This is a genomic window from Synechococcus sp. CS-1332 (assembly GCF_025127995.1).
Classification (GTDB): domain Bacteria; phylum Cyanobacteriota; class Cyanobacteriia; order PCC-6307; family Cyanobiaceae; genus Cyanobium.
This window is the reverse complement of sequence record NZ_JAHLYP010000050.1, coordinates 20,987-34,221: the sequence shown is the minus strand read 5'-3', so window position 1 is coordinate 34,221 and position 13,235 is coordinate 20,987. Positions and strand designations below refer to the sequence as shown.

The following is a 13,235-nucleotide window of genomic DNA, read 5'->3' as shown; positions in this document are numbered from 1 at the left end:
GGGCTAGAGCGCTCGGGGGGTGCGGGTGGTGCTGAGATCGGTGGGCAACTCCAGCCTGCCGGCGGCGTAGTCCTCCAGCAGCCGGTGGGTGTAGGAGCGGATGAACTCCACCGGAAAATCCTTGCGGCCTGGCGCCGGCGCCGTTTCGCTCTTCTCTCGGGCGGCGATCCGGTCGTACCAGTTGTGGTAGTGGGTGATCGTGCCGTCGAGGCCGTAGAAGTTGCCGAGGCCATAGCGCAGGTAGGCCAGCTCGTCGCTCCAGACCGCCGGCGGTGAGGCCGGCGTGAACAGCGGTTCGCTGGCCCGGTTGGAGACGTAGACGTCCATGGGCACCCAGGTGAGCTGGCGCCGCTCCAGCTCCATCGGCAGGTGGTGGGTGATGTGGGGGCCGTGGAAGTCGACCTCAAACCGCGGCCGCGGCCAGCGCCCCTTGCGTCGCCAGCGGAGGCGCCGGCAGCGGCGGAATCGCTCCGTGTCCATCAGCAGGAAGGAGCTTTCCGGCATGCCGGCACCGAAGGGACGGGTGAGCGGCCCGCAGCCGATGTCCTGGGGCGACACCAGCGCCACCCCATCGGTGATACGGGAACGGCAGAGGCTGAACCACTGCTGGGACAGCAGGATCACATCCGCATGCAGCAGCAGGGTGTAAGGGGAGCGGGAGCGGCGCAGCAGGGCATTGAGCGCATCAGGCTGGCTGCAGGAGCGCTGCACCACCTGGGCGCCCCGCTCGTGGGCGATCGCCACGGAGCGGTCGGTGGAGCCGTTGTCCAGCACGCAGATCTGGGTGTCGAGCCCCCGGGTGGTGGCCTGAAGCGCCTCCAGGCAGTGGGGCAAGAACAGCTCGCTGTTCCAGCTGGTGATGCCGACGAAGAGTTCGGGTGCCGTCATGGTCTGGGGAGAAGCCGCAGCCGCCGCAACAGTCGCACTGGCAGCTGACGTTCCAGGCCCTGCAAGCGCTCGCCGAGGGCGGATTTTTCCTTCAGAAGCCTCTGCACCAGGCGGTCCAGCGACTCTCTGGCCCCGTAACGGGCATAGATCGTGGCCAGCTCGACCGGAAAGCGGTCCCCCTGGCGCCGGGTCTTCACGGTGGCGTAGTAACGCATGGCCCCCAGTTTCTCCTGGGTGACCAGGCCGCTGCAGCGCCGGGAGAAACGCCACCAGAGGTCGTAGTCCATCAGCAGGCTCAGGCCCTCGTCGACCCCGCCGGCCTCTTGCCAGAGGGAGGCACTCCAGAAGCAGCTCTGCTGCAGCAGGAAGCAGTCATCCTCGATGGCCAGCAGGGTCTGCTCAGATCCCTCCCGGGCGGGCACATGGCGCAGAAACTGCTGGTCGGCACTGACGATGTCGCCGCTGCCGATAACCCAGCGGCCTGTGGGATCGGCGGCGAAACGCTCCATCACGGTGCGGAAGGCTCCAGGCAGGTAGAAGTCGTCGGAGTTGAGCCAGGCAAGGATCGAACCGGTGGCCCGGCGGAACCCCTTGTTGATGGCGTCCGACTGGCCCCTGTCGGGCTCGCTGATCAGCACGCTGATCCACGGTCGGTACCGCTCCAGCACTGCCGGAGTCTGGTCGGTGCTGCCCCCATCCACGACGATGATCTCGACGTTGTCGTAGCCCTGCCAGAGAATCGAGAGCAGGGTGTCCTCGATGAAGTCGCCCTGGTTCAGGGTGGGGATGATGATCGAGAACAGGGGCCGTTCCGGATCGCTGTTGAACCGTTCAGGCACGGTGATCGCGCCGTCCTCGGGCCAGCCGTAGAGGGGTCGGGAGCTGGGCAGGGGCACCTCAACCATGGCGGGCTCCAGCCGCGACGGCCCGTTCCATGCACGCCAGCAGCTGGGGCGCCACGCCATCGATGCTGGACTCCTGCAGCACCTTGGCCCGGCTGCGTTCGCCCAGTCGCCGACGGGTGCCCGGGTCAACGCTGAGCTGGTGCAGGGCGGTTGCAAAAGCCTCCAGGTCGAGATAGTCAACCGCCACTCCGCAGCCATCGGCCACGAAATCAGCGATGCCACCCCCGTCGCGGAAGCACACAGTGGGTACGGCCGCGACGGCCGCCTCAAGGGCGACCACGGGGTAAGGATCCTCCCGTGAAAGCAGGCCATGAACCGCATAGCGCCGGATCACGCCGATGCCCGTGGGCATTGGAGCCAGCAGCAAAGCGCGGTGTTCCAGCTGCAACAGACGCAGATCGCGTTGGGCCACCATCACCTCCTCCTGTGCCGGCGGGGCCCCGAGCCAGACCGCAAGGAAGGACGTTCCGGCGAAGACCCGCTCGCATTCCCGCACCAGCTGGGGGAAGAGGTCAAATCCCTTGCGGGCGATCGCCTGGCCGGCGAATCCAAATACGAACGTGCCGTTCTCGAGGGCGGTCTCAAGGCGCTCCAGGCGTGGATCCCTGGCGTCCCCCTCCAACGGGGCGATGGGCTCGGCCGCCGGACCATGGCCCTGAGCAGAAAAAGGAACGAACTCCGGAATCACTGAGCATCGATCCAGGGGGAGACCGTGCTGGCGGTGCAGGGACTGCCTCACCCCTTCGGCGCAGGCCACCACCGAGCTGGAAAGGGCCAGCTGGCGGGACACGGCCTCCGCGGTGCTCATAGTCGCGAGCGTGGTTTCGAGCTCATGGACGTGGCTGAGGCAGGCCGGCCGGGCCGGGTCGGCGTTGAGGCCCCTCAGGTGCTGGCCCAGGACCAGGGTGTTCAGGTAAATCAGGTCGGGTTTGTGGCGTTTCACCGCCGCCTCCAGCAGGCCGGCTGGACTGCTGGCTTGCCCCCTGCCCAATCGGGCCGCGAACCGCTCAAGAAGGGGTTGGAAGAGGGGCTGACTCCAGGCCACGGTGGGCGCCAGGGCTTCGAACTCGGGCCGCAGGGGCCCATCGCTGAGCAGCACCACGGCCGGATCAATCCCGCAGGCGTGCTCCTTCAGCCAGCGCAACAGCCACAGCAGCAGCAGGGGGGCACCACTGCGGGTGGCCATGTGGGAGACGAACAGCACCCTCATGGGGTGATCACCTGCTTCCAGAAGATCAAGGTGAGAAGGAAGGCCAGGGTTCGGGTCCGGTCGCTGCCGTTGCGATGGGCGTCCAGAATTCGGCTGAGCAGCTCCGGGTCCACCAAGTCGTCGATCAGCCCACCGTGCTCGAGCAGGAAGGCATGCATGCGTGGGTCGCGATACCAGTCGGCACTGAGGTCGTAACTCACATAGCGGGACCGCCTCAGGGGAGGTGTCCAGTAGAGGGGCGGGGCTTTGGCCAGCATGCGGTTCTTGTCGAAGCCGTTCTCCTCCGGAAACGAGAGCAGCTCTGGGCAGTTGCGGCTAATGGCATGGCGGTGCCAGTTGGAGCCCAGCTTCCAACCATCGGGAAGGTTCCAGATCGCCTCGATCCAGCGGCGGTCGTGGAAGGGGGAACGCCAGGCGCTGGAGGCCCGGTACATGCGGATGCCGTTGGCGTAGAAGTTGGGCACCCGTTGCTCGAAGTAATAGCGGGTGAGGCCTTCAAGGAACCCTCCCTGACAGAAGCCGGAAAGCCTGGTGGCGCGCTGGCCGCGACCCTCCGGCATCAACTGGGCGGCCAGCGGTGGGGCCAGATGACGCAGTTCCTCAGCTGAGAAGCTGAGGTGACGATCCACTTTCATGCGCCAGAACTTGCTCAAGGCGGCTTCGGGGGCCAGAGACGCCATGCGGCCGAGCCAGCCCCGGTCGAAGTAATAGGTACGGGCGAATTCCCCCAGGGTGCCGACGAAGAACGTGGCATCGGCGGGAATCGCCGCCTTCAGGGGATAGAGGAAGGTGTGCCAGTGGCAGGCGGTCTTGGTGCCGTTGGTGAGGCTGGAGATGATGGGCCCGTGGGCGAAGAATTCCTCGAGGTCCAGGTTGATCAGCTGATGGGGCAGATCGAAGCGCCGGGCGATGTGGCGGGCCACCTGCACATCGGTGGCCTCCTCCCGTCCCATCGTGATCAGATGGGGGCGCAGTCCCTGGTGCAGCATCGACGCCAGGATCACCCTCGAATCGAACCCGCCCGAAAGGGACAGGTAGGGGTTGTCCCCAGCCAGCCGAAGCACGGCGGCATTGAGCGCCTCGACGGCGGCGTCCGGGTCAGCGGGGGCCTCAGGGATCCTGTCAAGGACCGACTCGGAGCTGAGCGAAAGGCGGCCGTCGGTGAAATGCAGGATGCTCCCTGGTGGAACCCGATGGACCTCCGGGTGGAGCGTCTGGTTGTCGGTCAGGTTCTCCAGCTGACAGAGATCGCCGAGGGCCTGCCAGTTCCAGCGCCACTCCAGACCGCTGCGCCTGAGGATCTCCGCCACCTGGTCGCCATGGAAAAGCCGGCCGTTCTGCTCGGTGTAGTAATAGTGCGTGGCTCCGACAGGTGAGGTGACCACCGTCACGTCCCCTGCGCCAGTTTCGATCACCAGGGTGTATTCGCCTTCCGTCTCCGCCAGAGCGCGGCTTCCCTGGCGCAGGAAGCGCCCCAACAGGTGCGCCTCGGTGCTGTCGCAGTAGCCGATACAGGTGAGTCGGTGATCGCCGAGCTGGATGGTCATGGGTCCTAGGGCCTCAGCCTGCCGAGGAGACGCTTGCCTGCGCTCTTGATTCGGAGGCGCCATGCCCCGAGCCGGTCACCCGGGGACGTGCTGGGGGCTCCCTCCAGGGGCAGGCTCGCCCATGGGGTTTGCAGGCGGATCTCCAGATAGCGCTGGCGCCAGGGATGGGTGCAGCGATGGTGCCAGGGCTTGGCCACCCCTGAGCCCGCGAAGTGAATCACAGCGGGGCGGGCACGAGCTGCTTCAGCCTGCCGGCCAAGGGGGGTGTCGGCATCGGCATACTCCGAATGCATCCACAGATGGGGTAGGGCGTTGAAGCGCCAGTCGAGGGGCAGCCAGCGTGCTTCAAGCAGGGAATTGAGCACGTCCTGATCCCAGTGTTTGATGCGCTCGGGATGGGTGCGGGCGAATTCCAGACCCGTGGTCAGGATGTTCTCCCTGCGCCAGCGGCCCAGATCGATCAGCATCGCGCCAGCGTTGAACACAAGGGAACCCTCAGCCAGGCCGAGGCGGTTGCGGTCGAACTCCTGGTTGTGTTCTTCGACCGCACCGATGCTGTTCTCCCCAAGACTCGATTCCCAGAGCGCATGAAGCGAATCCACCACGATCAGATCGGAATCCAGATAGAGAACTCTCTCGACCGCATGGGGAAGCGCCGCTGGCAAGAGCAGCCTAAAATAGGTAGCTAAGGTGATGTGGCCAAAAACAGGAAACCCAGCAAGCATTTCCTCATTCAGCTGAATGAACGAAACCGAAGGCAGGAATTCACCCAGATAGGCCGCCAATCGAGCACGCTCGCCAGTATCTATGCTGCCGTGCAGGATGTAAACCGTGATCGATTCAGCTGGATTGGAAAGTTGAAGCGACTTCAGCATCACGGCACAGTGCCGTATGTAGTTGTTGTCGATCGTGCAGGCGATAATCATCAGGAATCAACCATCGTCATGGCGAGCGCCCTCGGGGGGGGATCGGCCATGGGATGCTCTCGATCGTGCGGGTTGATGGTGGTGATGCTGGCGCTCATCAGACGGATGTGGTCGCCATCGACGTCTGCTGGGGGTGCTTGGATTGTTCACTCCATAGGTTTGCGTAAAGGCCTGCTTGTGCCAAAAGCTCGTGGTGCCGGCCCCGTTCCAGGATCCTGCCCTCCGACATCACACAGATGACGTCAGCGTTAACAATCGTACTGAGGCGGTGGGCGATCACCAGCACGGTGTGCTGGCGTTCAAACTGTTCAATCGCCTGCTGCACTAACCGTTCACTTTGGCTGTCCAGAGCGCTGGTGGCCTCGTCGAGGATCAACAGCTCAGGTCTCCGCAGAATGGCCCTTGCCAACGAGATCCTCTGCCGTTGGCCGCCACTCAGCCGGTAACCCCGTTCGCCGATCTTGGTGTCATAGCCCTCGGGCATGTTGGTGATGAAGCCGGCGGCTTGGGCTCTGGCAGCGGCGTCCTTGATAGCGTCGAGTGTGGCGCCTTCTACACCAAAACCAATATTGCTGGCGATGCTGGCATTGAATAGGAAGGTGTCCTGGCTCACAACTCCAAGCCGTTGTTGCCAGCTAGCAAGGTTGAGATCGCGAATATCTACGCCGTCGATGAGAATCCTCCCATCCGTTGGAGCATAGAGACCCACAAGTAGATCGGCGATGGAACTCTTCCCGGCGCCGCTTGAGCCGACCAGCGCAATGGTCTGGCCCCGCCCAATGCTGAGCTGGATGGAGGAGAGGGCTTCTGGAAGATCTGGGCTGTAACGCAGCGATAGATTATCCAGCTCGATGCCTTGACGTAGGCCAGTGAAAGGCACGCCTCCAGATCGGATGAACTCCTTATCTGAATCTCGCAGAATTTCATTGAGCCGTTCCACATTGGCGCTGTTGGACGCATAGCTCGTGGCCAGCCCTGTCAAGCTGCCGACTCGCTGGTTGAGTCTCTGCAGGGCAATGATGAAGGTCACCAGGCTGGGAAGCACGCCGCTGCTTCGGTCCTTGAACACCAACAGACTGAGTGCCGCGATAACGGCGATGGAAATGATCGGCAGCATGTTAGAAATTGGCTGCACCAGGTTGGAAAGTTTGCTCTGCCGGATCGAAAGGCGCTTACTTTCACTGAGCAATCTTTTGAGCTTGATTCTGGAGCTTTCCAGCTGGCCGGTGCTGTGCAGCAAGCGGAGGCCCTGAATCTGCTCATTCTGGTGGCTGGAGAGCTCCACACCAACGCTCTGTTGCTCCCTTGAATTCCTGCGAATACGCGGCAACAGAAGTTTCTGGACTGTCTGCATGACGGCGGCCATGGCAAGGGCAACCAGCAGCAGCCAAGGAGAAATGGCCACAAGGATGGCAAGATAGATCACCAGCTGAAGGCTGTTCATCAGCAACCCATTGGCCAGAGAGATCTCCCTCTGTACGGTGCCACCCCCGGAGCCCACGTAGTTCAGCAGGTCGCCAACCCTGTACCGGCTTGCACAGCCGAAACTCAGCGAAAGAACCCGGTCGTTCAACTTGCCGGTGATTTCCGTGCCCATTCGGGCTCCCATCACGGCCGTGCTGATGCTGTTCACATAGCTCGTGACAGCCATCATGGCCTGGAGAGCCACGGCGGTGGCCAGGAGAAGCACGAAGATTCCATCGCGGCCCGCACTGGAGCTGAGGGCGCTGTAGAGCCAGTCCTGCAGCCTGGGGAGCCGGCTCAGGGATCCGAGGGCGGAAATCTTGCTCCAATCACTGTTTTCGGGGGCACTGATGAGGCTCACTGAAAGAAAGATGATCCCGAGCGTGGCGCCTTCGCTGAGGCTCGCGATCAGGCTGGTGGAAAAGTTGAGCGCCAGCAGTTTCCAATATTTTTTTGCCGAGGTCCGAATCAGGCGTGCTGCTGGTCTTTGGTCGGTGAAGGGAGCGAGAAGGGGGCTCGGAAGTCGTCTGGCGATGCGGTGGAGAAGTGGCATCAACGGCGCGGCAGATAGGGAGCTAAAACTTTCAGGTCAACAAGATGGAATTTGGCTTGTGGATGCACTAGGTCAGCGCCTTTTGAGTGGCCGCGCGTCTGATCAGGGGATCGCAACAGGGGCAGAGGATGGCCAAGGATCAGCAAGGTGTCCTGGAGTCAAATCTAGGTCGTCACCGGGAGCCTGCACGAAGCTTGTCTGGACCTACGATCGGGGTTAAGGCAGCTTGGGGGTGGGATCGGCCCTTTGTCCATCGGGCAGGACTCCTGGTCGGGCTCGATTCTGGTTTGGTGGCTCCGCTCTCGTCAGTTCCTGAAGAACCCATCGATTCCGCCATGGCGATGGTCTCTGCGCCGTCTTGGCGGCCATCGTTCACCCCCTCCATGGCCACTGAGTTTTGCGTTGGCCTGCAGCGGTCTCCCTTCCGCCGGCCTCTGTCCACGCTGCTTTCGCTGCTGGTGCTTCTGGTCCTGACGGCCAGCCAGTCCCTCCCGCGCCGGCCGTGGCTCACCAGCGCCGGGACTTCACTCGATGGACCCCTCGACCATCGCCACCTGGCGATCATCATCAATGCCGCCGATCCCCTCAGCGAGACCATCGGTCGGGCTTACCAGGGCGCCCGCCTGATTCCCCCGGACCAGGTGATCCGGGTGCGCTTTCCCCCCAGGACAGCGGCGCTGAGCCCGGCTGTGTTCCGCCGCCTCAAGCGCACGGTGGATAGCCAGACCCCTGGCCATGTCCAGGTCTACGCACTGGCCTGGGCAGCCCCCTACAGGGTCGGTTGCCAATCGATCACCAGTGCTTTCACCTTCGGCCTGGATCCACGCTTCTGCGCGAGCGGTTGTCGGACCACCGCCCTGAGTCCCCTGTTTGCCCGCGGTGATGTGCGCCGTCCCTGGGATCAGCTGGGCGTCAGGCCCAGCATGCTCCTGGCGGCGACGAGCCTGGCTAGGGCCAGGCGCCTCATCCAGTTGGGCGTGGCTTCGGACGGCACGGCGCCCCCAGGGACCGCCTACCTGTTGAGCACCAGGGACGCCAGGCGCAATACAAGAGCTGCAGGCTATGGCCGGATCGTGGCGGCCATGGGATCCCGCTTCCGGGTCAAGGTGGTCGCTTCCGATGCTTTGGTTGGAGCCCAGGACGTCATGGCCTATTTTACCGGACTGGCCTTCCCCGCAGGAATCCGCACCAACCTTTACCGGCCTGGAGCCATCGCTGACCATCTCACCTCCTTCGGCGGGCAGCTGACAGATAGTTCGCAAATGAGCGCTCTCCGCTGGCTCGAGGCCGGTGCCACAGGCAGTTACGGCACGGTGGTGGAGCCGTGCAACTTCCCGGCCAAATTTTCTGATCCAGGGCTGCTGCTCACCTACTACCGCCGCGGCGACACCTTGATCGAGAGTTACTGGCGCAGTGTGGCCATGCCTGGCCAGGGTGTCTTCATCGGTGAGCCACTGGCCAGGCCCTGGCCAGTGCGCGAGGAACTCATGCCTGGTGACGGCGCTGGTGCCAGGCCCAGGCATGCTCGATGATCGTTTCAAGTTCCGGGTAACGGGGCCGCCAGCCCAGGTCCTGGTGGGCCCGCGTGGCCCCGGCCACCAACTGGGGAGGATCACCCTCGCGCCGTTTGGCCACGTGGGCCAGCAGACCCCTGCCGGTGACGGCCTTGGCGGTTTCGATCACCTGCTGGACGGAGTAGCCCGTGCCATTGCCGAGGTTGTAGATCAGAGGTTTTCGCTCGGTTTCCTCCCGTTCCCGCAGCCGCAGCAGCCTTTCCAGGCCCAGCACGTGGGCATCGGCCAGGTCGGCCACGTGGATGTAGTCGCGGATGCAGGTGCCGTCCGGCGTGGGGTAATCGTCTCCGAAGATCTGAAGATAGGGTTCCCGTCCGCTCATGGTGTCAAGCACCCTGGGGATCAGGTGGGTTTCAGGGTCGTGGTCCTCACCCAGGTCGCCGTCGGGATCGGCACCGGCGGCATTGAAGTAGCGGAAGATCACGCTGGGCAGGCCGTAGGCCGCCGCGAAGTCTGTGAGCAGTTGCTCCACCATCCATTTGGTGCGTCCGTAGGGGTTGATCGGAGCCTGGGGATGATCTTCGGTGATCGGCACCTGCTGGGGGATCCCGTAGGTGGCGCAGGTGGAGGAAAAAACGATCGGCAACGGTCGCTCGGTGGCCACCAAGGCCTCCAGCAGGGTGAGGGTGTCGCCAAGGTTGTTGCGGTAGTACTTGGCAGGATCGCTCACGGATTCGCCCACATAGGCGTAGGCGGCGAAGTGCATCACAGCCTCGATGGGCTTGCCTTCCAGGGCCGTCCCATCGAGGGCGGGGTGGCGGCCACGCAGCAGGGGCTCGAGCACTTCACGGTCGCCCACCTGGCCCAGCACCAGGGGAACTTTCAGGGTCTTCTCGACGATGTCGGCATGGCCGTAGACAAGGTTGTCCAACACCACGGGTTGATGACCCGCCCGGGTCAGGGCCCTGACGGCGTGGCTGCCGATGTAGCCGGCTCCGCCGGTGACGAGAATCCTCACAGCCGCACCTCGGCGCCACTGGCCCGCTCACTGACGAACTCCGCCACGGTGCGCCGCAATCCCTCCTGCAGGGGTATCGAGGCTCGCCACCCCAGGGCGGCCAGGCGGCTGACGTCCAGCAGTTTGCGCGGCGTGCCGTCCGGTTTGGAGCTGTCCCAGGCGATGCGGCCACGGAAGCCCACCGCTTCGGCCACCATCGTGGCCAGGTCCTGAATGCTCACGTCCGTTCCTGTCCCCACATTGATGTGTTGCATGTCTTCGGTACCCGGTTGCCAGTGCCGCAGGCAGAACAGGGCTGCAGCGGCCAGATCGTCGACGTGCAGAAATTCTCTGAGCGGGCTGCCACTGCCCCAGCAGACCACTTCTTCTGCACCGGTTTCACGGGCCTCCTGGAAGCGACGGATCAGACCCGGCAGCACATGGCTCTTGGTGGGGTGGTAATTGTCTCCTGGCCCATAGAGATTGGTGGGCATCAGGCTGATGGCGTCGAAGCCATGCTGTTTGCGCAGGGCACGGCACAGCTGGATGCCGGTGATCTTGGCGATCGCATACCACTCATTGGTGGGTTCCAGCGGCCCTCCGAGCAGTGCTTCTTCCCGGATCGGCTGGTCGGCGAGCTTGGGATAGATGCAGCTGCTGCCCAGGAACAGCAGGCGACGGGTGCCCTGCCGCCAGGCACTCTCAATGACGTTCTGCTGGATCTTGAGGTTGTCGAGCAGGAAATCGGCGGGATAGGTGGAGTTGGCCAGAATTCCACCCACCCTCGCCGCCGCAAGCACGACCACATCGGGCCGCTGATCGGCGAACCATGCCTCCACCGCAGGGCCGTCCATCAGATCAAGTTCCGAGCGTCCCACGGTGAGCAGGTGCTGGTGCCCTTCCGCCTTCAGGCGACGGGCGATGGCCGAGCCGGCCATGCCGCGATGGCCGGCGATGAAGATCCGATCGTTTGGTGAAATCAGCATGGGGAAAGCCTCAGGCACCGAGGCCGATGCGGGGGGTCACTTCGCCGAGAACGGGCAATGGATCTGACCATAGCGGCGTTTGGATGTTGTCTCACAGCGAGGCCTTCAGTCCGATCTGGGGAGGGTTCTCCATGGAGCCGACGACGGTGAAGCCCTCCCGGCGGAGCGTGGCCTCCTTGGCGGCTTCCTCCTTGTCGGTGGCGACCATTTCCGCCACCAGTTCCTCCAATGTTGTGGTGGGCGTCCACCCCAGCCGTTCCCGGGCGCGGGTCGGGTCCCCAAGCAGGGTCTCCACCTCCGCTGGCCGGAAGTAACGCCGGTCGATGCGCACCACTGTGGCCCCGGTGTCACGACGGGCGCCCGTTTCCTCGACGCCGCTGCCCTCCCAGTTAATGCCGCCCCAGCCAAGCTCTTCAGCGGTGAGTTCGATGAACCGTCGTACCGATTCCTGCCGGCCCGTGGCGATCACGAAGTCTTCAGGATGCTCCTGCTGCAGCATCCGCCACTGCATCTCGACGTAGTCCCTGGCGTGACCCCAGTCGCGCAGGGAATCCAGGTTGCCCATGAACAGACCCTGATCGAGACCAGCATCAATACGTGCCAGGCCCCGGGTGATCTTCCGGGTCACGAAGGTCTCACCTCGACGGGGGCTTTCGTGGTTAAAAAGAATACCGTTACACGCATACATGCCATAGGCCTCCCTGTAATTGACCGTGATCCAATAGGCGTAGAGCTTGGCCACTCCGTAGGGACTGCGGGGGTAGAACGGGGTAGTTTCTTTCTGGGGGATCTCTTGCACCAAGCCATAGAGCTCGCTGGTACTGGCCTGATAAATGCGGGTCTTTTGCGTCAGCCCAAGAATGCGTACTGCCTCGAGGATCCGCAGGGTGCCGAGGGCGTCTGAGTTGGCTGTGTATTCGGGGCTTTCAAAACTCACCGCCACGTGGCTCTGGGCCCCGAGGTTGTAAATCTCATCAGGTTGGATCTGTTGAACAATCCTGATTAGATTGCTTGAGTCCGTCAGATCTCCATAGTGCAGAACCAGCCGTGGATCCCGCTCATGGGGATCCTGGTACAGGTGATCGATCCGGTCGGTGTTGAAGCTGCTGGCCCGCCGCTTGATTCCATGCACCACATACCCTTTGTCCAGGAGCAACTCCGCCAGATAGGAACCATCCTGGCCAGTGATCCCGGTGATCAGAGCTGTTTTGGTCATGGGATTTTTAGGGCATTCAAGGGATAAAGGGGGCAGCTCAGCTGTTCAGCGGCCATCTCGCACCAGCTGCTGGGCCATGCCGCCGTGCCGGTTCGCAAAGGAGCTTAGCCGTACGTCAGCAAGACGTCAGAAGTTTCCTGCTCAGATCGGCACCGAAAACGAAAGCAGGATGCGTCGTGCACCACTGGTCTGAGAGCGTCCCAGAAAAAAAGAACCCATCCGATAAGGACAGGTCCATACGAAGGAAATCCTATGGAGTGGAGCGTGGTGCTCAGTCGCGTCGTCCACCGCCCTGGAGGGCGATGATCAGCCTCAGGATGAAAATAAAGAGGTTGATGTAGGTGAGGTACATGCCCAGGGCACCGGCCAGATACTGGTCGTCGTTGTACGTGCGGGGCATTGTGTAGAAATCGACGAAGGCCGCTCCGACAAACAGCACGGTGCCGAAGCCGGCGATCATCAGCTCGAAGCCATTGCCCCCGAAACCTGGGATGAAAATGCCGCCCACCACCTGAACCACCATGGCGATCAGCAACCCGACGATGCCGAGACCCACCACGCCGCTGAGGGCCTGGCCGAGGTTGTCGCTCATGTTGCGGCCCACCACCGAGGCGATCACGAAGGTGATGCCCGTGGCCAGGGCGGCAGTACCGATCGCTCCAATGCCGGCGGTGCCGATCGCCATCGCCACGATCCCGCTGAGGGTGAAGCCGGTGATCAGGCTGTAGGTGGCCAGGATCGGCAGGGCGGTGCCGTTGTTGCCCTTCATCGCCGCGTTCTGGGCCACGAAGAACAGGATGAAGTTGCCGATCAGGGACACCCAGAAGAGGGGCATGAAGATCGGGCTACCGACCATCGCCAGACCACCGACGACGCCGACGGCGGTGAGCACCATGCCGCCGCCTACATAGGGAAGGGCCTTGTTGACGACGTTGGGTCCGATCAGGGCGCCGGACTGGGCCTCGCGGATCGCTTCCTGGAAATTGCTTCTGGCCGGCATGGCTTCGATGGGATCAATTGCGTCCATCC

Annotated in this window: 11 protein-coding genes; 1 reads left to right on the top strand and 10 read right to left on the bottom strand. The window is 63.3% G+C overall.

The window, feature by feature from the left end; translation table 11 throughout:
• Positions 1–3 precede the first annotated feature (3 nt).
• The 6 genes from KQ305_RS12545 to KQ305_RS12520 form a co-directional block, all read right to left on the bottom strand.
• Positions 4–888: a glycosyltransferase gene (locus KQ305_RS12545; RefSeq protein WP_259725737.1), complete on the bottom strand. Its 885-nt coding sequence runs from the start codon at positions 886–888 to the stop codon at positions 4–6.
• On the bottom strand, positions 885–1,793 hold the full coding sequence (locus tag KQ305_RS12540) for a glycosyltransferase family 2 protein (RefSeq protein ID WP_259725736.1): 909 nt from the start codon (positions 1,791–1,793) through the stop codon (positions 885–887). Before KQ305_RS12540 ends, KQ305_RS12545 begins: the two co-directional genes overlap by 4 nt.
• Positions 1,786–3,003, bottom strand: a complete 1,218-nt coding sequence (locus KQ305_RS12535; RefSeq protein WP_259725735.1) for a glycosyltransferase — start codon at positions 3,001–3,003, stop codon at positions 1,786–1,788. The genes KQ305_RS12540 and KQ305_RS12535 overlap by 8 nt, the downstream gene beginning before the upstream one ends.
• The gene (locus KQ305_RS12530; RefSeq protein ID WP_259725734.1) at positions 3,000–4,550 is read right to left on the bottom strand and encodes an asparagine synthetase B family protein; all 1,551 of its coding nucleotides are present in this window, start codon (positions 4,548–4,550) and stop codon (positions 3,000–3,002) included. The genes KQ305_RS12535 and KQ305_RS12530 overlap by 4 nt, the downstream gene beginning before the upstream one ends.
• A gap of 5 nt (positions 4,551–4,555) precedes the next feature.
• Positions 4,556–5,476: a glycosyltransferase family 8 protein gene (locus KQ305_RS12525; RefSeq protein ID WP_259725733.1), complete on the bottom strand. Its 921-nt coding sequence runs from the start codon at positions 5,474–5,476 to the stop codon at positions 4,556–4,558.
• A gap of 97 nt (positions 5,477–5,573) precedes the next feature.
• Positions 5,574–7,493 (bottom strand): ABC transporter ATP-binding protein, encoded by a 1,920-nt coding sequence (locus KQ305_RS12520; protein ID WP_259725732.1) that lies wholly within the window; start codon positions 7,491–7,493, stop codon positions 5,574–5,576.
• A 383-nt stretch (positions 7,494–7,876) separates the two neighbouring features.
• Between KQ305_RS12520 and KQ305_RS12515 the strand changes: the two genes are divergently transcribed.
• On the top strand, positions 7,877–9,025 hold the full coding sequence (locus tag KQ305_RS12515) for a TIGR03790 family protein (protein ID WP_259725731.1): 1,149 nt from the start codon (positions 7,877–7,879) through the stop codon (positions 9,023–9,025).
• On the opposite strand, the gene galE is transcribed toward KQ305_RS12515, so the two are convergent.
• The 4 genes from galE to KQ305_RS12495 all read right to left on the bottom strand — a co-directional run bounded on the left by galE (position 8,979) and on the right by KQ305_RS12495 (position 13,206).
• Positions 8,979–10,025: a UDP-glucose 4-epimerase GalE gene (gene galE / locus KQ305_RS12510; RefSeq protein WP_259725730.1), complete on the bottom strand. Its 1,047-nt coding sequence runs from the start codon at positions 10,023–10,025 to the stop codon at positions 8,979–8,981. The two genes, KQ305_RS12515 and galE, sit on opposite strands and share 47 nt — an antisense overlap.
• Entirely contained in the window at positions 10,022–10,990 is a 969-nt protein-coding gene (locus KQ305_RS12505; protein ID WP_259725729.1) for a GDP-L-fucose synthase, read from the bottom strand. Before KQ305_RS12505 ends, galE begins: the two co-directional genes overlap by 4 nt.
• Before the next feature lie 91 nt (positions 10,991–11,081).
• The gene (gene gmd, locus KQ305_RS12500) at positions 11,082–12,206 is read right to left on the bottom strand and encodes a GDP-mannose 4,6-dehydratase (protein ID WP_259725728.1); all 1,125 of its coding nucleotides are present in this window, start codon (positions 12,204–12,206) and stop codon (positions 11,082–11,084) included.
• Positions 12,207–12,477: 271 nt separating this feature from the next.
• The gene (locus KQ305_RS12495) at positions 12,478–13,206 is read right to left on the bottom strand and encodes a Bax inhibitor-1 family protein (protein ID WP_259725727.1); all 729 of its coding nucleotides are present in this window, start codon (positions 13,204–13,206) and stop codon (positions 12,478–12,480) included.
• Positions 13,207–13,235 lie beyond the last annotated feature (29 nt).